Genomic DNA, 20,890 nt, shown 5'->3' on the forward strand with positions numbered 1-20,890 from the left:
TAAGCACGATCATGCCCCGGCCCTGCGGCGTCCGCCGGACCGGGCCTCCCCCGCCCCGCTACCGAGCGCTCTCCCATGTCCCAGCCACCGAACGACCCCACCCTGCTCGACACCCTGCTGCCGCTGCCGGTGTCCGAGCGCGTCCGCCAGCGCCTGCTGCGCGCGGGCCAGCGCTTCCATGCCAACGACAACATCGCCGGGCACCTGCATGCCGGCGAGCTGGCCGCGATCGAGGACGAGGTTGCCGCCCGCGCGCAGGAGCTGCTGCGCGCGCTGGTGATCGATACCGACAACGACCACAACACCCGCGACACCGGCCGCCGGCTGGCGAAGATGTTCGTCCGCGAGCTGTTCGCCGGCCGCTACCAGCCAGCGCCGGCGGTGACCGAATTCCCCAATGCCGAGCGCCTGAACGAACTGATGATCGTCGGCCCGCTGCGGGTGCGCAGCGCCTGCTCGCACCACCTGTGCCCGATCATCGGCCAGGTCTGGATCGGAGTGCTGCCCGACGCCAACTCCAATCTGATCGGCCTGTCCAAGTATGCGCGGCTGGTCGAGTGGATCATGAGCCGGCCGCAGATCCAGGAGGAGGCGGTGAGCCAGATCGCGCAGCTGCTCGAGCAGCGGCTCCGGCCCGACGGCCTGGCCGTGGTGATGGAAGCCGACCACTACTGCATGCACTGGCGCGGGGTGAAGGACGACGGCTCGAAGATGACCAACAGCGTGATGCGCGGCAAGTTCCTTAGCGACCCGGCGCTGCGCCGCGAATTCCTGTCATTGCGCCACCGCGGCTGAGCCGGCCATGGTGGCGCGCTGCCGGGCCGGCAATGGCCCGGCACCGGTGTCCGGGTGTGCCCGGCTACAGGCCGACCATCGGCTGCATCTTGCGCGCCAGCCAGCCACGGAACTGCAGCGGGCCGTCCAGCGCCGCCACGCAGACGCATGGCACCCCCGGCGAGGTGATCGGCCGGTGCTCGATGTCGCTGTCCAGGTCGGCCATGTCGCCCGGGCCGAAATGGCCCAGCTCGTCGTCGTACGCGCCCTGCAGGATCTGCGTCAGCTCGCTGCCGTGGTGGCTGTGCAGGGGGATGCTCTTGCCCGGCGCGATCTTGAGCATGACCAGGGTGTCGCCACTGCCCGCCGCGGCACGCACCAGGTGCACGCCGGGGGCGACCCAACGCCAGCGCAGCGCCTTCCAGGTACGCCCGAAGTAGGGATGCAGCGCCCGCGGCAGCAGCTCGGCCGGCCGGTGCATCGGCGCCGGGGCCGGTTCGGCCGCGGCCGCCGGCAGCGGCTGCTGCAACCGGGCCAGGATGTCGCCGCGCAGCTGCGCCTCGCGCGCCGAGGCCACGGCCGGCTGCTGCTGCAGCAGCAGCGCGCCGCCGACGTGCTCAGCCGCGGCCAGCTGCCGCCGGCAGTGCGCGCATCCCTCCAGGTGGGTCGCCGCCACCGCCGCCATGGCCGCGGACAGGGCGCCGGCGGCGTGGCTGACCAGGGTGGCCGGATCCAGGTGATGGCGCGGGCTCATGCGGCCCCCTTCACGCTGGACTGCAGCTGCTGGAAGGCGCGGCGGATGTACGACTTGACCGTTCCCAGCGGCATGCCCAGCTCGTCGGAAATCTGCTGGTGCGACTTGGCTTCGAAGTAGGACATGCGGATCAGGCGTGCTTGGATGGCGGACAGGCGTTCGATGCGCTCGTTGAGGTCGGCATGCGCCGCATAGCTTTCGGCCGAGGAAAAATCCGGATCCTCGGTCTCCTGGCAGAACTCCAGGCCGTCATCGTCCTGGATCTCCACCGCGGTCCAGTGGGTCTCGCGGCGCAGCCGGTCGATGTGCAGGTTGCGCGCGACCCGGAACAGCCAGGTCGACAGCGTACTGCGCGCCGGATCGTAGCTGTCGGCACGCTGCCACAGCCGCAGCAGGGCTTCCTGCGCCAGCTCCTCGGCCACCACCTCCGGTGCACCGAGCCCGCGCAGGTACAGCCGCACGCGCGGCGCGAAGTGATCGTAGATGCGCATGAAGCAGCGCTGGTCGCGCTGCAGGGCGACGGCCTGCATCTGCGCGGACCAGTACCCGGCACTGCCCAGGCTTGTTTCGGCGATCGACATGACTCTGGCCGCCTCGAAGGGCGACAGGTCTCCAGGGTGGGCGTCCGGGCACATGGTAGGGCAGTTGGCAGGCGGTGCGGGCATCTGCCTGCTTGTACGCGGACGGCCCCGGTTTGGATGCAGGCCGGCGCCCACGGCGCCTGCATCCAACGGCGCGGCAATACCGTATAGAAAGGCGTACCCCGCGGACCACCGGCAATGCCCCTGCACCCAGCTCCTCCCCCTGCCCCGCCCGCCTCCCCGGCGCCCGCCCGTGTCCTGCGCAGCCTGCGCCTGTGGTTCGACAGCGCCGCCGCGGCGCCGGCCAACGATGCCGATGCCGACCGCGTCGACTGGCTGCGGGTGCTGCCGTTCGTGCTGCTGCACCTGGGCTGCGCCGGGGTGATCTGGGTCGGGGTCTCGCCGGTGGCATTGCTGGTGGCCGGGGTGCTGTACGTGGTGCGGATGTTCGCGATCACCGGCTTCTACCACCGCTACTTCTCGCACCGCAGCTTCCGCACCTCGCGCGGGCTGCAGTTCGTGTTCGCGCTGATCGGCGCGGCCAGCGTGCAGCGCGGCCCGTTGTGGTGGGCCGCCCACCACCGCCACCACCACCGCCATGCCGACCAGGCGCAGGACCTGCACTCGCCGCGGCACGGCTTCTGGCGCAGCCACATGGGCTGGTTCATGACCCCGCGCGCGTTCGCCACCGACCTGAGCCGGGTGCCGGACCTGGCCCGCTACCCGGAACTGCGCTGGCTGGACCGCTACGACGTGGCGGTGCCCGTGGCCATGGCCATCGCCCTGTACGCCACCGGCGCGCTGCTGCAGCACCTGTGGCCGGAGCTGGACACCAGCGGCGCGCAGTTGCTGGTGTGGGGGTTCTTCATCTCCACCGTCGTGCTGTTCCATGCCACGGTGACGATCAACTCACTCTCGCACCGCTTCGGCAGCCGCCGCTTCGAGACCGCCGACGACAGCCGCAACAATTTCCTGCTGGCGCTGCTCACCTTCGGCGAGGGCTGGCACAACAACCATCATTTCTACTCCAGCAGCGCCCGCCAGGGCTTTCGCTGGTGGGAGGTGGACCTGACCTGGTACGGCCTGCGCCTGCTCGCCCTGCTGGGCCTGGTGCGCGACCTCAAGCCGGTGCCCGCCTGGGTGCTGGAACGGCGGGAGCGCTGAGATGCGCATCGCCGTCGTCGGTTCCGGCATCGCCGGCCTGGCCAGCGCCTGGCTGCTGTCGCAGGCGCACGAGGTGGTGCTGTTCGAGGCCGCCGACTACCTGGGCGGGCACACCCACACCCACGACGTCAGCGTGGGCGGCCGCCCGTATGCGGTGGACACCGGCTTCATCGTCCACAACCCGGACCACTACCCGCTGCTGACCCGGCTGTTCCAGGCGCTGGAGGTGCAGACCCAGCCCACCACCATGAGCTTTTCGGTGCACAACGGGCGCAGCGGGCTGGAGTACAACGCCACCTCGCTGGATGCGCTGTTCTGCCAGCGCAGCAACCTGCTCTCGCCGCGCTTCCTGGGCATGGTGCGCGACCTGTTCCGCTTCTACCGGCAGGCGCCGGCGCTGCTCGAGGGCGACGGCCCGGGCCCCGGGCTGGGCGAGTGGCTGCAGGCCAACGGCTACGGCGCGGCCTTCCGCGACGAGCACCTGGTGCCGATGGCCTCGGCGCTGTGGTCTTCGCCGCCGCGGCAGATCCTGCAGTTCCCGGCACGCTACCTGGTCCAGTTCATGGCCAACCACCAGATGCTGCAGGTCAGCGGGCGCCCGCAGTGGCGGGTGGTGCGCGGCGGCTCGGCGCGGTATGTCGACGCGCTGCGCGCGCGCTGGACCGTGCAGGAGCGGCTGGCGTGCCCGGTGCGGGCCATACACCGCCATGGCGACCGGGTGAGCGTGGACAGCGCCGCCGGCAGCGAGGCGTTCGACCACGTGGTGCTGGCCTGCCACAGCGACCAGGCGCTGGCGCTGCTGGCCGACGCCAGCGACAACGAACAGGCGATCCTCGGCGCGATCGGCTACCAGCCCAACGAAGTGGTGCTGCACACCGACGCGTCGCTGCTGCCGCGCCGGCGCATGGCATGGGCGGCCTGGAACGCGTTCGTCCCGGGCGATGCCGACGCACCGTGCACCGTCAGCTACTGCATGAACCTGCTGCAGGGCCTGGATGCCCCCGAGCCGCTGGTGGTCACCCTGAACCGCAGCGAGGCGGTCGACCCGGCGCGGGTACTGCGGCGCCTCGCCTACCAGCACCCGGTGTACACCCCGCAATCGGTCGCCGCGCAGCAGCGCCGCGCCGTCATCCAGGGGCAGAACCGGACCTGGTTCGCCGGCGCCTACTGGGGCTGGGGCTTCCACGAGGACGGCATGCGCAGCGCGGTGGATGTCGCCGCCGGCCTGGGCGTGCGCTGGCCCACCTCATGAAGCCGCTCCTGCACAGCGCGGTCTACGAGGGCGTGGTGCACCATCGCCGCCATCACCCGCGCGCGCACGCCTTCAGCTATCGCCTGGCGCAGCTGTACCTGGACCTGGACGAACTGGACCAGGTGTTCGCCGGGCGCTGGCTGTGGTCGGTGGGCCGCCGCAACCTGGCCGCGTTCTACCGCGACGACTTCCTCGGCCCGGCCACGCGGCCACTCAAGGAGGCGGTCAAGGACCGGGTGCAGGCGGCCACCGGGCAACGCCCGGAAGGGCCGGTACGGCTGCTCACCCACCTGCGCTACGGCGGGCTGAGCTTCAACCCGGTCAGCTTCTACTACTGCTTCCAGGCCGACGGCCTGACCCTGCACAGCATCGTGGCCGAGATCACCAACACCCCGTGGCGCGAGCGCCATGCCTACGTGCTGCCGCTGGCGCAGGCGCGGCAGTCCGGGCGGCTGGCGGCATGGACGTTCGACAAGACCTTCCACGTGTCCCCGTTCATGGGCATGCAGCGCGGCTACGACTGGCGCTTCAGCCTGCCGGAGTCGCGGCTGCTGGTGCGCATGAACGTGTCCGACGGCGACCGCCGCGAATTCGACGCCCACCTGTCGCTGCGCCGGCTGCCGCTGGACGGGCGCTCGCTCGCGCGGGTGCTGTGGCGTTACCCGCTGATGACCGCGCAGGTACTTGCCGCGATCTACTGGCAGGCCCTGCGCCTGTGGCTCAGACGCACCCCCTTCCATCCCCACCCCCGTGTTTCCGGAGACTCCCCTTGAACAGCATCGTGCAGCGCGGCACCGCACCGGGCTTCGGCACCCTCGACCGCTTCCTGCGCCGGCACCTGCTGCGGCGGCTGGCAGGCTTCGCCCACGGCCAACTGCGGATCGAGGACCCGCTGGGCACGCTGCAGGCCGGCCCGGCCGACGCGGGCCCCACGGTCACCCTGCGGATCCACGACCCGGGCTTCTACCGCGCACTGGCCACCCACGGCAGCGTCGGCGCCGGCCAGGCCTACATGGACGGGCTGTGGCAGTGCAGCGACCTGGTCGCGCTGATCCGCCTGCTGGTGCGCAACCGCGACCTGCTCGACGGCATGGAGACCGGCAGCGCGCGCCTGGGCGGGCTGGCGATGAAAGCGCTGCACGCACTGCGCCGCAATACGCGCGAAGGCAGCCGCCGCAACATCGCCGCCCATTACGACCTGGGCAACGCGTTCTTCGGGCTGTTCCTGTCGCCGGACCTGATGTACTCGTCGGCCTGCTGGCGCGGGGCCGACGACACCCTGGAAGCGGCATCCACGCGCAAGCTGGACCTGATCTGCCGCAAGCTCGCGCTCGGGCCCGATGACCACGTGCTGGAGATCGGCACCGGCTGGGGCGGGTTCGCGCTGCACGCGGCGCGCCACTACGGCTGCCGAGTCACCACCACCACCATTTCGCGCGAGCAGCACGACCTGGCCGCCGCGCGCATCGCCGAAGCCGGGCTGGGCGGGCGCATCACCCTGTTGCAGTCGGACTACCGCGACCTGCGCGGGCAATACGACAAGCTGGTCTCGATCGAGATGATCGAAGCGGTCGGCGCCGAGTTCCAGGACAGCTACTTCGGCCAGATCGGACGCCTGCTCAAGCCCGACGGGCTGGCGCTGGTGCAGGCGATCACCATCGAGGACCACCGTTATGCGCAGGCGCTGGAGTCGGTGGATTTCATCAAGCGCCACGTGTTCCCCGGCTGCTTCATCCCCTCGATCAGCGCGATGCTGGCCTCCAAGACCCGCAGCAGCGACCTGGCGCTGATCGCGCTGGAGGACTTCGGCCTGTCCTACGCGCGCACCCTGCAGGCGTGGCGCGAGCGCTTCCTGGCGCAGTTGCCGGCGGTGCGCGCGCAGGGCTTCGACGAACGCTTCATCCGCCTGTGGGAGTTCTACCTGGCCTATTGCGAAGGTGGCTTCCGCGAGCGCTCGATCGGCGTGGCCCACCTGGTCCTGGCCAAACCCGGCTGGCGCCCGGCGGACGCGGAGCCGGCATGAACACGCTGGCGATCCTGCTGGCCTACCAGGCGACCTGGTTCGTGGCGGTGATCGGCGCCGGCCGCGGATCGTGGTGGCCGGGCGTGCTGGCGGCCGCGCTGTTCGCGGTGTGGCGGCTGGCGGTCTCGCCGGCGCGTGCGCTGGAGCTGCGCCTGCTGCTGGCGGCGCTGGGCATCGGCCTGCTGCTCGAATCGGTGTGGGTGGGCAGCGGGCTGCTGGACTACGCCGCCTGGCCGTGGGCCGGTCCGCCGGCGTGGATCCTGGCGCTGTGGTGCGCGTTCGCGCTGGTGGTGGTGCCGCTGCTCGGCTACCTGCACCGACGCCCGTGGCTGGCCGCCGCGCTCGGCGCCGTCGGCGGGCCGCTGGCGTACCTGGGCGCGGCCAGCGGCTGGGATGCGCTGCGCTTCTCCGAACCCCGCTGGCACGCGCTGCTGGCACTCGGCGCCGGCTGGGCGCTGGCGATGCCGGCGCTGGCCGCATTGGCCGCGCGGGGCCTGCAACGTGACATACCGCGAGGACACACGTCATGAACCTGGGCAGTCAACTGGTGGCGATCGGCGCGTTCGCCGGCGTGCTGATGCTGTGCGGCTGGCACTGGCAGCGCCGCCACGACAATGCCGGCATCGTCGATGTGCTGTGGGCCCTGGGCCTGGCCGGGGCGGCACCATGGCTGGCGCTGACCGGCAGCGGCGCCCCGGCGGCACGCATCCTGGTCGGCGTGCTCGGCGCGGCCTGGGCCCTGCGCCTGGCCTTGCACCTGTGGCGGCGCGTGCGCAGCGAGGCCGAGGACGGCCGTTACCGTGCGCTGCGCCGGCACTGGGACGGCGACCAGCGCAAATTCCTGGGCTTCTTCCTGTTCCAGGCCCTGCTGGTGGTGCTGTTCTCGCTGCCGCTGGCGGCGGTGGTCGCACACCCGCAACCTTCGCCACTGCAACTGGGTGCCGCCGCGCTGCTGTGGGCGGTATCGGTGCTGGGTGAAGCGCTGGCCGACGCGCAGCTGGCGCGCTTCCGCGCCGATCCGGGCAACCGTGGCCGTACCTGCGACCGCGGCCTGTGGCGCTATTCGCGCCACCCCAACTACTTCTTCGAATGGCTGCACTGGTGCGCCTGGGCCATTGCCGCGGTGGGCGCCCCGCACGCGTGGCTGGGCCTGCTCGGACCGGTGCTGATGTACCTGTTCCTGCGTTTCATCAGCGGCATTCCGTTCACCGAACAACAGGCCCTGCGCACGCGGGGCGACGACTACCGCGCGTACCAGCGGCGCACGCCGATGTTCTTCCCCTGGTTTCCCAAATCCTGATCGCATTGCCGAGGACCGCGTCATGACCACCACCGCCCTGGATCGCAATGAGTTGCCGCACGACGTGCCCGCCCCCGGCCTGCTGGGCCTGGCCGAACGCGGCTGGGTACCGGACGCCGTACTGCGCGCCGGCATCCGCCGCCTGTGCACCCAGCGCCTGCACGACGAGCTGGCCGGCGGCGTGGAGGCGCAGTCGCTGCGCCAGCGCGAGCGGTTGGCACAGCTGCGCCACAGCCCGCTGGCGATCGAAACCGAAGCCGCCAACCGCCAGCACTACGAACTGCCGCCGGCCTTCTTCGGCCACTGCCTCGGGCCGCGGCTGAAGTATTCATCCTGCTATTACCCGACCGGCCACGAGACCCTGGAGCAGGCCGAGGAGGCGATGCTGGCGCTGTACGGCGAACGCGCCGGGCTGGCCGACGGCCAGGACATCCTGGAACTGGGCTGCGGCTGGGGCTCGCTGACCCTGTGGATGGCCGCGCGCTATCCGAACGCGCGGATCACCGCCGTATCCAACTCCAACGGCCAGCGCACCTTCATCGAAGAACGCTGCCGCGAACGCGGCCTGCACAACGTGCGCGTGCTCACCCGCGACGTGAACACCTTGGCGCTGCCCGCCGCGGCCTATGACCGCTGCGTCTCGATCGAAATGTTCGAGCACATGCGCAACTACGACAGCCTGCTCGCCCGCATCGGCACCTGGCTGCGCCCGGGTGGCCGGCTGTTCGTGCACATCTTCGTGCACCGCACCCTGCTGTACCCGTTCGAGACCCAGGGTGCCGACAACTGGATGGGCCGGCACTTCTTCACCGGCGGGTTGATGCCGGCCGCCGACACGCTGCTGCACTTCCAGGGCCCGCTGTCGATCACCCAGCAGTGGCTGGTGGACGGCACCCACTACCAGCGCACCGCCAACCACTGGCTGCAGCGCCAGGACGAACAGCGCGACGCGGTGATGGCGATACTGCGCCAGGCCTACGGCGACGCCGCCGGGCTGTGGTTCCAGCGCTGGCGGATGTTCTGGATGGCCTGCGCCGAACTGTTCGGTTACGCCGGCGGGCAACAGTGGATGGTGTCGCACTACCTGTTCGAACGGCGCTGAGCCTACTGCAGGGGTGACGCCACCGGCGCGGACGTCATCCACGCGCGCACGGCGTGCCCGCGACACCTGCCACCGTACCCGCGTGCCACGCGAGGACTTGGCCCCTTGCCGCGTGTCACCGCGCCGCGCGGTGCCACCCATCGTTGCCCGGCGCGCAGCGTCGGACCGACAGCACGCATCCCTCTTGCATGGGTCAGCGCAGCGCGCAGGGGTGTGCGCCTGCGGCAGCCATCGTGCCAGCCGCTGCCACGTTCGCGGAACCCGCGTGCGTGTACGCCGCGTCAACGCCGCAACGTCGTTTTCATCGGTTTTTCTAGGCGGTATCGCGATCGGCATGCATCCAAGCGCGGGCGTGCTGCGTATTGGAAAACGCATGACCCCGTGCGTTTCCCATTCAGCCTGGAGAGCCCCAATGAAGTCTGCTGCCCTTGTCGTTCTCGCTGCCGGTCTGGCTGCATCCGCTACCGCACACGCATCCGGCGTCGAAGCCGGAAAGTGGAGTTTCTCCGCCTTCGGTGGCGTGGACATGCCGACCAGTGGCGATGTCCACGGCGGCGCCGTCGCGCCGGTGCCGGACCTCGGCCCGCTCAACCCCGCGCTGGCCGGCGTCAATGCCGAGCTGCGCATCCAGTCGCGCAGCCATGACCGCATCTACGGCCTGGCCGATACCTATGGCGTGGAAATGGGTTATGGCCTGAGCGACCGCGCCGAAGTGTTCGGCCAGGTGCGCTACAGCCATGCCTCGCCCGGCCGCGTGCAGGTGGGCGGCGCGTTCGTGCCGGCACTGGACACCGAGCTGCCGGTGTACGGCCGCTTCAGCGCCTACAAGAGCTACGGCGCGGAGTTCGGCTACCGCCGCTTCTTCATGGAGCCGGGCGCGGTGCGTCCGTTCGTCGCCGCGCGCATCGGCGCGACGCATACCGACGCGATCAAGGCCTCCTTCGACATTCCGGCCGCGGCCATCTCCATTCCGGATGCGCGCTTCACCAAGAAGACCTGGTCGGCCTCCGGTGGCGTCGACGTGGGCGTGATCATCCCGGTGGGCAAGACCTTCAGCGTCACCGCGCAGGCCGGCGTGCGCTACGTGGACAAGCTCAGTGGCGACGACGCCGACATCGGCGGGCTCGGCCTGGGCGGCATCAACAACGATGCCAAGCGCATCTCGGTGCCGATGAGCGTCGCCGCGCGCTGGGATTTCTGAGCGGCACCGTGTTCCGACCGCCGTGCCAGCCACGCCGCCACGGTGGCGTGGCTGGCACGGCACTGATCGACGAAAACCGCAGCCGACACTGCGTTCACCCCTGCCTCCACGCGGAGGCGATACCCATGAGGACATGACCATGCGTACCCAGATCCAGCGTCTTGCCATTGCCGCCGGCCTCGCGCTTGCCAGTGCCGCCGCCTCTTCCGCCTTCGCCGCAGGCAATCCCGCGGTGGGCGGCGCCGCCATGGATGCGAAGAAGACTATCGTCGAGAATGCGTCGGCCGCCACCGACCTCAGCACTCTGGTGACCGCGCTGAAGGCCGCGGGGCTGGTGGAAACGCTCGCCGGCAAGGGCCCCTTCACCGTGTTCGCCCCCACCAACCAGGCGTTCGCCAAGCTGCCCAAGGGTACGGTCGAGACGCTGCTCAAGCCGGAGAACAAGGCCACCCTGACCGGCATCCTGACCTATCACGTGGTGCCCGGCACCCACCCCTCCAGCCAGCTGGTCGCGGCCGCGCGCAGCCATGGCGGCCACAGCACGCTGAAGACGGTGCAGGGTGAGGAGCTGACTGTCGAACTGAAGGACGGCAAGGTGTGGGTGGTCGACGCCAAGGGCGGCAAGTCCGCGGTCACCACCGCCGACGTCATGCAGTCCAACGGCGTGGTGCACGTGATCGACAGCGTGCTGATGCCCAAGTAAGGCCATGTGCGGCCGGGCCTGCGGCATCCGCAGGCCCGTGCTGCGGACCGCCGCGCGCGACCTGGCATGCGCACGCGCTTCTCGTCGTACCCACGGTCACGGCGAGCCCACGCCGCGAGCGCCGCCCCCCCCTTTGCGGGTGCGCTTGGTCACCAGCGGATTGCGCGCATCCGACACGAACGGTACAGCGCCCCATCACCGCCTTCCGCGCCGCTGCCGCCCCATCGACCCACCTCGCATGCCTGGATTCCTTCGCGCGACGGACGGCTTGCACACACTGGTTACACCGGCGTTCCAACCGGGAGACGCCAGCGCGCCACCACGGTGACGCCAGACCGCATCCCATGCCTGCATGTGCGGCATCGGGCACATCCCACCATCCGCCGATGAAGTGCGCGGGCGGCGCCACCGCCATTCCGCCCGTGCGCGGCATTGTGCGTACGCCGCCAGCACTGGCGCCCGCCCTTCCCGCCCTTCCCGCCCTTCCCGCCCTTCCCGCCTGCCCCGATCGCGCGGTAGTGGCCAGTGCCGCCCGGCCCGCGACGATGCCGCACCCGGGACCGGGACGCGGCACCGCTGTCCACCGGCTCCAGCCTCCGTGCGGTTGATCACCGTGCTGGTGCGGTCCATCCCCATCGTCTTGAGCGGCGGTGACGCGCGAACCGAAGATCGGGCAAGCCCTGTCGTTCAATCAGGGTTCCTGCCCCGCGCCGGGCGAACCCGGAAGTTCCCCGTCAACAAGGAGTCCCCATGAAGTTCAAGCCCGTCCTGCTGGCCGCGTTGCTGGTCGTCCCGTTCACGCTCGCGGGCTGTTCCGCCGTGGCCAGCAAGACCAACACCCTGTCCGACGAGCGCATCCTCTCCGAGACCAGCGGTGTGCTGGGAATGTCGCCGTCCGACCTGACCCTGCTTGAGCGCCGTACCGAAGGCGTGAACACCTACGTGACACTCAAGGCCAAGAGCGGCAAGACCTACGCCTGCACCGTCAATGGCGGCAACCTGCTCTCCTTCGGCATGACCAATCCGCCGGTCTGCAACGCGCGTTGACGCGCCCCGCGGCGTCCGCCGGTGGTCGATGGCGGGCGCCGCGCCCCGGCGACAGGCCCGCGGCAACGGCCCCGGCCGGCAGCCGCGTGCACGCGCGTCCCCGGCACGCAACAATGCAGGCCCGAGCGGTGACCGCGGAGCCGATGTACCCGATGCCGTATCGCGCCAGCACGCACCGATCCCCGTCGCCGCACACACCGTGGCGGCGGCACCGCCGCGCCGCTCTGCTGGTGGCCGCCATCAGCGCCTGGTGGCTGCTGTACGGGCTGATGCTGGCGAGCCAGCTGGTGGACATGACGTCGGCGACCGGCGACCTGTTCACCTGGCGACGCGCCCTGATCCATGCCGCCGGCAGCACGGCCCCCTGGATACCACTGACGCTGCTCGCGTACCGGGTGGTGTCGCGCTTCCCGGTAGGGCGCGCGCACGCCGGGCGGCACGCCGCGATCAACCTGGCGCTGATCGCCGGCTTCATCGTCTTCAAGGCCGTCTACGCACGGGTGACCAATCCGGTCTTCGACTGGTATCCACTACTGCCGCCACTGCGCGAAATCCTGGTCACCAGCGTCGGCAACAATTTGATCCTGGGCATCACCGTCGTGGCGATGCTCCACGGCATCGTCTACTTCGAGCAGAACGAGCAGCGCCAGCAGCAGCTGGATGCACTGGAGAAGAACCTGGCGATGGCCCGGCTGGAGGCCGTCAAGGCGCGGCTGAACCCGCATTTCCTGTTCAACGCGCTCAACTCCGTGGCCGAACTCATGCAGGTGGACGTCGAACAGGCCGAGCGCATGCTGATCGCCATCAGCGACATGCTGCGTGACGGCCTGCGCGCCGACCAGCACCACGAGCGCTCCCTGCGTGATGAGCTCCGGCAGGTCGCGGACTACCTGATGATCGAAGGCATCCGCCTGGGCCGGCGGCTGCGCTCCCGCGTCGACGTCGACGACGCCTGCATGGATATCCCCGTGCCTACCCTCTCGCTGCAGCCGCTGGTCGAGAACGCGATCGTCCACGCCATCGCGCGGTCACGGGCACCGGGCTGGGTGGCCATCGGCGGATGGATGGATGGCCAGCACCTGCACCTGTCGATCGAGAATTCGCGTGCCACCGAAGGCGCGCGCGAGGACGGCAATGGCATGGGGCAGCGCTCGGTGAAGGAGCGCCTGCACCTGCTGTACGGCGACCGCGCCCGGCTAGAGGTGCACGACGCCGGGGCGGATGTGTACCGCGTGCATCTGCGGGTACCGCTGCCCGGCAGCCGGGTCCTGCCCGCTGCGAACGCGGAGGGCATCGGCACATGCCCTTGAAGGCGGCCATCCTCGACGACGAGCCACTGGCAAGGCAGCGCCTGCGGCGGCTGCTGGGCAAAGTCGCGGGCGCCGCGGTCCAGGTCGTGGCCGAATGTACCGACGTCGACGAGCTGATCCGCTTCGCCCGGCACCACCGGGTGGACGTCCTGTTCCTGGACATCGAACTGCCCGGAGGCGATGGCTTCAGCGCGCTGCGGCGCTGGAACGGGCCACCGCCGCGCGTGGTGTTCGTCAGTGCCTATGACCAGCACGGCGTGCGCGCGTTCGAAGACCGCGCAGTCGACTACCTGCTCAAACCGGTGTCCGCCGAACGCCTGCGCGAAACGCTCTCGCGCCTGCTGCCGCATGCGCCGCCTGCGACCGCACAGGGGGCCACTACCGATGTCCGCAGGCTGCCCCTGCCGCTGGGCCGTCGCACGGTGATGGTGGACGAGGCCGACATCCAGCTCATCCGCGCACGCGGGAATTACCTGGACATCGAAACGAAGCGGGGAACGTTCACCTTCCGGCGCACGCTCGGCGACTTCCTCAACGAACTCGACGCGGGCACCTTCCTCCGCGTGCATCGTTCGTGCGTGATCCGCATCGCCGCCGCCATCGAAGTCATCACCCTGGGCTCGGGCCGGTACCGCCTCACCCTGGATTGCGGGCGACAGGTGGTGACCGGGCGCCAGTACCGGGTGCATGTCCAGCGCAGCCTGATCGGCAGGCCTTACGGCCCGCCGTGTCCATGACGCCTGCATGGCCAGGCACATTCGCGTGCAGATGGACATTCCTCCCCGGGTTTCTGTCAGTGTGACCAGGTGCACGGGCGAGGGGACGAGCGTCATTCCCACAACCATCGCTTTCACTCACCATCCGCATGGAAGGTGACTCCACCGGTGCCAGCATGCGTCGGGATCGCCAAGGCGGGGAGAATCCAGAGCAGTGTGCCGACATGCCCGACGCCGCCCCCCGGAGGGCATGTGCAATCCAGTTCCCGACGGCGCGGCCGACGACACACGTCTCCGCCCGTACCGGTGGAGACCAGGACCACGTCGCAGCGTGCGCTGGATCCTCCGGTTGTAGATGACCCTACCCGACAGCGCGAAGGAGCCTGCATGAGCATCACCCGAACCCTCATTGGCGCAAGCCTGCTGTCCCTCACCGCCTGCGCTGGAACCGCAGGCTCCGGCTCGCGCGATGTATCGGCCGCCGAATGCCGCGCGTACTACGTGCACACCTATGCGATCAACGGCGAGGACATCACGGCCATGATGGGCGAGGCACAGCTGGACAAGGACGCGGCCACCTGCGCGGAACATGGCAGCGTGACCCGGCGCCACCTGGACTGCGCGATGAAGGCCAGTTCCATGCAGCAGCTGCAGGAATGCGGCCTGCCCAATACCTGAGGGGTTCGCGGCTACCGGGCGTTCCGGTGCCCAGAAACATCGCATGAGCGCCAGTGCCGGAACAGCAACTCGGCAGGGGATGCCACGTACCGTGGCAGTGGGGCCATAGCCCGTGCAGATCGCTTACCCCCGCATGCGCGGCATGCGCCAGGGCTTCGCGGTGGTGGGCCCACCAGGATTCGAACCTGGAACCAAAGGATTATGAGTCCTCTGCTCTAACCGTTGAGCTATAGGCCCGCTGCCGGTGCGCAAGTGTAGTGGAGGCCGCGGCAGGCGGCCACCGCCGGTCGCGCCGGCATGCGCGGCTCAGTGCGTGGACTGCGAGTACGGGCGGGCGTCGGGCCGGGTGCCCCACTCGCGGTTGGGCTCGGCCTGCAGGGTGAAGCGCAGCTCGCCGCCGGCCATGATCTCGTCGTGGCGCAGGAACGCGCGGTCCAGCGGCTTGCCATCGAGGGTGACGCGGCCGACGTAGGGATGGGCCTCGTCCAGGCCTTCGGCCACGATGGTGAAATGCTTGCCGTTGGGCAGGTTCAGGCGCGCACGCGGCAGGAACGGGCGGCCGATGATGTACTCGTTGCTGCCCGGCGTGACCGGGTAGAAGCCCAGCGCGGTGAACACATACCACGCCGACATCTGCCCGAGGTCGTCGTTGCCGGCCAGGCCATCCGGGCGCGGCGCGTACTGGGTGTCCATGATCCGCTTCAACCGGGCCTGGGTGCGCCACGGCTGGCCGGCGTAGGCGTAGAGGTAGGCGACGTGGTGGCTGGGCTCGTTGCCGTGCGCGTACCAGCCGATCAGGCCGGTGATGTCCTCCATGTGCTCGAACACCGCCGGGTCCACCTTCGCATCGAACACCGCGTCGAGCCGTTGCAGCAGCGTGTCCGCGCCGCCATGCGCGGCGGCCAGCCCCGCCACGTCCTGCGGCACGTACCACGAGTATTGCCAGGCGTTGCCTTCGGTGTAGTCGCTGCCGTAGCCGCTGGCGGCCGGGTCGAAGGGTTCGCGGAAGCGGCCGTCGCGCCTGCGCGCGCGCATGAAGCCGGTGGACGGATCGAAGGCGTGTTTCCAGTTGCCGGCGCGTTTGGCGAATTCCGCGGCGACATCGTCCCGCCCCATGGCCTTGGCCATGCGCGCGATGCTCCAGTCGTCGTAGGCGTATTCCAGGGTCTTGCTCGCCGCCTCGCCTTCCTCGTCGATCGGCACCCAGCCCAGTTCGCGGTACTGGGCGATGCCGTCATACGGCCCGTAGTTGGCACTGGCGACCATCGCCTGCAGCGCTTCGTCGGCGTCGAAGCCACGGATGCCCTTCAGGTAGGCATCGGCGATCACCGGCACCGCGTGGTAGCCGATCATGCACCACGTCTCCAGGCCGTGGAACGACCACACCGGCAGGATCCCGTAGGGGCTTTCGCGGCGCGCGGCCAACAGCGAGTTGACCATGTCGCTGCTGCGCTGCGGCGGCTGCAGCAGGGTCATCAGCGGGTGCAGCGCGCGATAGGTGTCCCACAGCGAGAAGGTCGAATAGTTTGTCCAGCCCTGCGCCTGGTGCACGGCGTTGTCGGGGCCGCGGTAGCGGCCATCGCTGTCCATGAACAGGGTCGGCCCGAGCATGCTGTGGTACAGCGCGGTGTAGAACGCGGTGCGCTGCGCCGGCGCTGCGTCCACCTCCACCGCCGCCAGTGCCTGCGCCCACTGCGCGCGGGCGGCGGCGCGCATGCCGTCGAAGTCCCAGCCGGGCGCTTCGGCGTCGAGGTTGGCGATGGCGTTGTCCTCGCTGACCGGCGAGATCGACACCTTGACCAGCAGCGGCTCGCGTCCACCCGGGCCGAAATCGAAGCTGCCCACCAACTGCCGGCCCTCGATCTGCGCACGCGCGCCCGGGTCCTTCTCCGCCGGCGGCGGAAAGCCGCGGTAGACCACATCGCTTTCGGTGTCGTGGAAGGCGTGGCCGCGCAGCGGCCGCGAGAAGCGCATGGCGTAGTACAGCTGCCGTCCCGGCGCCCAGCCGCGGGTCTGGCGGTAACCGGTCACGGTGCCGTCCGCGCGCAACCGCAGGCGCGACCACAGGACCTTGCCCGGGTAGTCGTACATGCTGGTGCGCAGGTCGACCAGCACATGCGCCGGCCGGTCCGCGGGGAAGGCATAGCGGTGCATGCCCACGCGCGCACTGGCGGTGAGTTCGGCGCGCACCCCGGAGTCGTCCAGGGTGACGGCGTAGTAGCCCGGCTCGGCGCGCTCGCTGCGGTGATCGAAGCGCGAGGTGTAGCCGCTGCCCGGCCGGGTGACGTCGCCGCGCTCGTATTTCACTTCGCCGCTGAGTGGCATCAGCAGCACGTCGCCCAGGTCGGAGTGGCCGGTACCGGAGAAGTGCGTGTGCGAGAAGCCGACGATGGTGGTGTCGTCGTGCCGGTAGCCGGCCGCCCAGCCGTAGCCGTCCCTGCGCGACCGGATCTGGGTGTCGGGGCTGAGCTGGACCATGCCGTGCGGCACCGTCGCGCCCGGGTAGGTGTGGCCTTCGCCGCCGGTGCCGATGAACGGGTCCACCGCCGCCACCGCGTGCTCCCCGGCGCGCTCGCCCGCCACCGCCGTGCCCGCCAACAGCACCAGCGCGACCATCCACTTCGCCTGCCCGACTGCCATTGCCCGCCCTTTGGATCGATCCAATCTCTATCGAAGATAACATCCGTCGCCATCGGGGTATTGGCGCGGCGCCACAAAACGAAAAGGCCCCGCGATGCGGGGCCTTCTCTTCGGTACCGCGGCGGGGCCGCAGGCCGGTCAGTCGATGTCGAGGAAGCTGCGCAGCTGCTCGGAACGGCTGGGGTGGCGCAGCTTGCGCAGCGCCTTGGCCTCGATCTGGCGGATGCGCTCGCGGGTGACGTCGAACTGCTTGCCGACCTCTTCCAGGGTGTGGTCGGTGTTCATGTCGATGCCGAAGCGCATGCGCAGCACCTTGGCTTCCCTCGGGGTGAGGCCGGCCAGCACGTCGCGCACGGTCTCGGACAGGTTGATGTTGGTGGTGTTGTCGATCGGGGACTCCACGTTGGTGTCCTCGATGAAGTCGCCCAGATGCGAATCCTCGTCGTCGCCGATCGGGGTTTCCATCGAGATCGGCTCCTTGGCGATCTTCATCACCTTGCGGATCTTGTCTTCCGGCATGTCCATTTCCTTGGCCAGCTCCTCCGGCGTGGCCTCGCGGCCGTACTGCTGGAGCATCTGGCGGGAAATGCGGTTGAGCTTGTTGATCGTCTCGATCATGTGCACCGGGATGCGGATGGTGCGCGCCTGGTCGGCGATCGAGCGGGTGATCGCCTGGCGGATCCACCAGGTGGCATAGGTCGAGAACTTGTAGCCGCGGCGGTATTCGAACTTGTCCACCGCCTTCATCAGGCCGATGTTGCCCTCCTGGATCAGGTCCAGGAACTGCAGGCCGCGGTTGGTGTACTTCTTGGCGATGGAGATCACCAGGCGCAGGTTGGCCTCGACCATTTCCTTCTTGGCCTTGCGCGCCTTGGCTTCACCATAGGCCATGACCCGGCTGATCTCCTTCAGCTCGTCCAGGCTCAGGTGCGACTCCTTCTCCACGTCGAGCGTGGCCTGCTGCTCGGCGATGATCTGGTCCTTGACGTCGCGCAGCGCCGACGACCACTTCTGCTTGCGCTTGATCGCGTCCTCGACCCATTCCAGGTTGGTCTGGTTGCCTTCCCAGGAACGGATGAAGTCCTTGCGCGGCATGCGCGCGGTGACCGTGGCCAGGTGCAGCACGCGGCGCTCCTGGGCCTTGATCCGGCCCATGGTGTCGCGCAGCAGGCGCACCAGCACGTCGGTCAGCGGCAGCGGCAGCTTCAGGGTCACGAAGGTCGCCGACAGCTCCTCGCGCAGCTTGGCCTGCGCCTTGAGGTCGCCCTTGGCATGGGCCTTCTTGAACTTGGCCATGTCGCTGGCCAGCTGCTCCATGCGGTTGGCCACTTCCACCGGATCCGGACCGGTCGGGCCGGCATCCTCGTCGCCGCCGACATCGTCCTCGTCCTCGTCGGCCTCGGCATCGCTGTCGTCGGACGCGTCGTCGCTGTCGGTGGCGGCCGGCGCCGGCTCTTCCTCGACCAGGTCGTTGAAGCCGACGATGATCTCGGCCAGGCGCTTCTTGCCTTCCTTGTGCAGCTCGTAATCGGCCAGCACCGACTCGACCGCCGGCGGGAAGGTGCCCAGTGCCGCCTGCACCTGGCCCAGGCCTTCCTCGATGCGCTTGGCGATGGCGATCTCGCCTTCGCGGGTCAGCAGCTCGACCGTGCCCATCTCGCGCATGTACATGCGCACCGGGTCGGTGGTGCGGCCACCTTCGGTGTCGAGCGCGGTCAGCGCTGCAGCGGCTTCCTCGGCGGCGGTATCATCCACCTCGCGGTTGCCGGTGTTGCCATCGCTGAGGATCAGCGTGTCGGCATCGGGCGCCACTTCATGGACGTCGATGCCCATGCCGGTGATCAGGCCGATGATGTCTTCGATCTGCTCCGGGTCGACCATGTCGTCCGGCAGGTGGTCGTTGACTTCGGCGTAGGTCAGGTAGCCCTGTTCCAGGCCCTTGCTGATCAGTTGTTTGATATCGGATTGCTGGGCAGGACGTTCGTTGGCCATGTAGTGCTCGCGCCACCGGCAGGGAAAGATAGAGAACCTACTATTATACCAGCGCAGCATAACGCTTGCCGGGCGGTGGTTTCACGGCGCGTCAGGGTCTGAGCAGGAAGGTCACCGGTCCATCGTTGACCAGGCTGACCACCATATGGGCCCCGAAGCGCCCGGTTTCCACCCCGCCAGCGTGTTTTTCACGGCAGATCGCCACCAATCGATTGAATAGCCGTTCAGCCTCGGCCGGCGCCGCGGCAGTGCTGAAGCCCGGGCGCATGCCCGAACGGGTGTCGGCGGCCAGGGTGAACTGGCTGACCAGCAGCAGGCCGCCCCCCGTATCGTGCAGCGAGCGGTTCATCCTGCCAGCATCGTCGGCGAAAACCCGGTATCCGAGCAGGCGCTCGGCCATCCGCGCCAGCGCCGCCTCGTCGTCGCCCGGCTCGACGCCGACCAGCACCAGCAACCCCGGGCCGATCTGCCCGACGATCTGGTCTCCGACGCTGACCGACGCCTGGGTGACGCGCTGGAGGAGGGAAAGCATGGCGGCTCCTGGAAAAGGGGAGCGCGCACCATATACCGCACCGGGCGGCGCGGCGACGGCCCTGCAGCCGCCCGGCGGCGCCGCTGCCGGGTCCGCCGCCGCGGCGGGCTAAACTTGCACGGATGAAACCGGAACGCGCCGCCAAGCTCTACCACCGCCTCGCCGCCGGGCTGACCGCCCTGCCCTGGTCCTGGCAGCGAACCCTGGCCGATGCCCTGGCCTGGCTGTGGCGCCGGCTGGACGCCCGCGAGAGCCGGGTGACGCGGCGCAACCTGGAACTGGCCTACCCGGCGCTGTCGGTGCCGCAGCGCGCGCGCCTGCACCGCGACATCCTCAGGACCACGGCCCGCCAGGCGCTGGAGACCCTGTACCTGTGGACCCACGACCCGGCCCGCAATCTGGCCACCCACCTGCGCGAGCGCCACGGCCAGGCGCTGTACGACGCCGCGCTGGCCGCCGGCAGGGGCGTGATCGTGGTGGCCCCGCACTACGGCAACTGGGAACTGCTGAACCAGTGGCTGGCCTCGCGCGGGCCGATCGCCATCGTCTACGCGCCCCCGGACAACCCGGTCGGCGACGCCTTCCTGCAGCGGGTCCGCGGTGGCGACAACATCCGCCAGGTGCGGGCCGAGGGCCCCGCGGTGCGGCAGCTGTTCAAGGTACTCAAGGACGGTGGCGCGGTCGGCATCCTGCCCGACCAGCAGCCGAAGAACGGCGACGGCGTGTTCGTGCCGTTCTTCGGGGTGCAGGCGCTGACCATGACCCTGGTCAACCGCCTGGCCGAGCGTACCGGCGCCACCGTGCTCTACGCCTGGTGCGAGCGGATCGGCCCGGACATCGAGTTCGCCCTGCACGTGGAACCGGCACCGGCGTCGATCGCCGACCCCGACCTGCAGGTCGCCACCAGCGCGTTGAGCGCGGGCATCGAGCGCATCGCCCGGCGCGACCCGGCGCAGTACCAGTGGACCTACAAGCGCTACACGCTGCGGCCGCCCGGCAGCGGCGAGAGCGACCCGTACGCCACCGAGCGCCACCCGCACTGATGCGCCCGCAGCATGCCCCTGCAACACTGCGTCACCCCGGTGATCGATTGAATCCGCCGGCGCCGACCCCATTAGGTT

At 69.7% G+C, this 20,890-nt stretch carries 20 protein-coding genes and 1 tRNA gene; 15 read left to right on the forward strand and 6 right to left on the reverse strand.

Features of this window, described 5'->3' with window-relative positions; genetic code table 11:
- The first annotated feature begins 75 nt into the window (after positions 1-75).
- The gene (gene folE / locus AC06E6_RS10100; protein ID WP_104937873.1) at positions 76-795 is read left to right on the forward strand and encodes a GTP cyclohydrolase I; all 720 of its coding nucleotides are present in this window, start codon (positions 76-78) and stop codon (positions 793-795) included.
- Positions 796-859: 64 nt separating this feature from the next.
- Here folE and AC06E6_RS10105 read toward each other — a convergent pair whose 3' ends face one another.
- Together AC06E6_RS10105 and AC06E6_RS10110 are read right to left on the reverse strand one after the other, a co-directional pair.
- A complete protein-coding gene (locus tag AC06E6_RS10105; RefSeq protein ID WP_104937872.1) occupies positions 860-1,528 on the reverse strand; it encodes a ChrR family anti-sigma-E factor in 669 nt (222 codons plus the stop codon).
- Positions 1,525-2,163, reverse strand: coding sequence for a sigma-70 family RNA polymerase sigma factor (locus AC06E6_RS10110; protein WP_104937871.1), 639 nt, complete (start codon positions 2,161-2,163; stop codon positions 1,525-1,527). Before AC06E6_RS10110 ends, AC06E6_RS10105 begins: the two co-directional genes overlap by 4 nt.
- A 144-nt stretch (positions 2,164-2,307) precedes the next feature.
- On the opposite strand from AC06E6_RS10110, the gene AC06E6_RS10115 reads away from it, so the two are divergent.
- From AC06E6_RS10115 to AC06E6_RS10175, 13 genes are all read left to right on the forward strand, one after another.
- Entirely contained in the window at positions 2,308-3,273 is a 966-nt protein-coding gene (locus tag AC06E6_RS10115) for an acyl-CoA desaturase (RefSeq protein WP_478061200.1), read from the forward strand.
- 1 nt (position 3,274) lies between these two features.
- Positions 3,275-4,525: an NAD(P)/FAD-dependent oxidoreductase gene (locus AC06E6_RS10120; protein ID WP_478061201.1), complete on the forward strand. Its 1,251-nt coding sequence runs from the start codon at positions 3,275-3,277 to the stop codon at positions 4,523-4,525.
- Positions 4,522-5,298: a DUF1365 domain-containing protein gene (locus tag AC06E6_RS10125; RefSeq protein WP_478061202.1), complete on the forward strand. Its 777-nt coding sequence runs from the start codon at positions 4,522-4,524 to the stop codon at positions 5,296-5,298. The genes AC06E6_RS10120 and AC06E6_RS10125 overlap by 4 nt, the downstream gene beginning before the upstream one ends.
- On the forward strand, positions 5,295-6,548 hold the full coding sequence (locus AC06E6_RS10130) for a class I SAM-dependent methyltransferase (protein ID WP_478061203.1): 1,254 nt from the start codon (positions 5,295-5,297) through the stop codon (positions 6,546-6,548). Before AC06E6_RS10125 ends, AC06E6_RS10130 begins: the two co-directional genes overlap by 4 nt.
- Positions 6,545-7,078, forward strand: coding sequence for a DUF2878 domain-containing protein (locus tag AC06E6_RS10135; protein ID WP_427852547.1), 534 nt, complete (start codon positions 6,545-6,547; stop codon positions 7,076-7,078). Before AC06E6_RS10130 ends, AC06E6_RS10135 begins: the two co-directional genes overlap by 4 nt.
- Complete coding sequence (locus AC06E6_RS10140) at positions 7,075-7,848, forward strand: DUF1295 domain-containing protein (RefSeq protein ID WP_478061204.1); 774 nt, start codon at positions 7,075-7,077, stop codon at positions 7,846-7,848. Before AC06E6_RS10135 ends, AC06E6_RS10140 begins: the two co-directional genes overlap by 4 nt.
- Before the next feature lie 22 nt (positions 7,849-7,870).
- A complete protein-coding gene (locus AC06E6_RS10145; RefSeq protein ID WP_478061205.1) occupies positions 7,871-8,950 on the forward strand; it encodes an SAM-dependent methyltransferase in 1,080 nt (359 codons plus the stop codon).
- A 526-nt stretch (positions 8,951-9,476) separates the two neighbouring features.
- Positions 9,477-10,151: a hypothetical protein gene (locus tag AC06E6_RS10150; protein WP_313232282.1), complete on the forward strand. Its 675-nt coding sequence runs from the start codon at positions 9,477-9,479 to the stop codon at positions 10,149-10,151.
- A 139-nt stretch (positions 10,152-10,290) separates the two neighbouring features.
- The gene (locus tag AC06E6_RS10155) at positions 10,291-10,854 is read left to right on the forward strand and encodes a fasciclin domain-containing protein (protein ID WP_478061206.1); all 564 of its coding nucleotides are present in this window, start codon (positions 10,291-10,293) and stop codon (positions 10,852-10,854) included.
- 750 nt (positions 10,855-11,604) lie between these two features.
- A complete protein-coding gene (locus AC06E6_RS10160) occupies positions 11,605-11,901 on the forward strand; it encodes a hypothetical protein (RefSeq protein WP_293760399.1) in 297 nt (98 codons plus the stop codon).
- 86 nt (positions 11,902-11,987) lie between these two features.
- Entirely contained in the window at positions 11,988-13,211 is a 1,224-nt protein-coding gene (locus AC06E6_RS10165) for a sensor histidine kinase (protein ID WP_478061207.1), read from the forward strand.
- Positions 13,202-13,948 (forward strand): LytR/AlgR family response regulator transcription factor, encoded by a 747-nt coding sequence (locus AC06E6_RS10170; protein WP_478061208.1) that lies wholly within the window; start codon positions 13,202-13,204, stop codon positions 13,946-13,948. The genes AC06E6_RS10165 and AC06E6_RS10170 overlap by 10 nt, the downstream gene beginning before the upstream one ends.
- A 366-nt stretch (positions 13,949-14,314) precedes the next feature.
- Positions 14,315-14,605 carry a hypothetical protein gene (locus tag AC06E6_RS10175; RefSeq protein WP_478061209.1) on the forward strand — a complete coding sequence of 97 codons (291 nt, stop codon included), beginning with the start codon at positions 14,315-14,317 and terminating at the stop codon, positions 14,603-14,605.
- Positions 14,606-14,766: 161 nt separating this feature from the next.
- Here the strand turns inward: AC06E6_RS10175 and AC06E6_RS10180 are convergent.
- The 4 genes from AC06E6_RS10180 to dtd all read right to left on the reverse strand — a co-directional run bounded on the left by AC06E6_RS10180 (position 14,767) and on the right by dtd (position 19,769).
- A tRNA-Ile gene (locus AC06E6_RS10180) sits at positions 14,767-14,842 on the reverse strand.
- 69 nt (positions 14,843-14,911) lie between these two features.
- Positions 14,912-17,221 carry a GH92 family glycosyl hydrolase gene (locus tag AC06E6_RS10185; RefSeq protein ID WP_478061271.1) on the reverse strand — a complete coding sequence of 770 codons (2,310 nt, stop codon included), beginning with the start codon at positions 17,219-17,221 and terminating at the stop codon, positions 14,912-14,914.
- Between the two features lie 162 nt (positions 17,222-17,383).
- Positions 17,384-19,237, reverse strand: a complete 1,854-nt coding sequence (rpoD, locus tag AC06E6_RS10190) for an RNA polymerase sigma factor RpoD (RefSeq protein WP_104937856.1) — start codon at positions 19,235-19,237, stop codon at positions 17,384-17,386.
- 91 nt (positions 19,238-19,328) lie between these two features.
- Positions 19,329-19,769, reverse strand: a complete 441-nt coding sequence (dtd, locus tag AC06E6_RS10195) for a D-aminoacyl-tRNA deacylase (RefSeq protein ID WP_313232270.1) — start codon at positions 19,767-19,769, stop codon at positions 19,329-19,331.
- A 122-nt stretch (positions 19,770-19,891) separates the two neighbouring features.
- On the opposite strand from dtd, the gene AC06E6_RS10200 reads away from it, so the two are divergent.
- On the forward strand, positions 19,892-20,812 hold the full coding sequence (locus AC06E6_RS10200) for a lauroyl acyltransferase (RefSeq protein WP_313232268.1): 921 nt from the start codon (positions 19,892-19,894) through the stop codon (positions 20,810-20,812).
- Positions 20,813-20,890: the final 78 nt, after the last annotated feature.

The organism is Stenotrophomonas sp. Steno-Z10-HUANG (assembly GCF_056393075.1).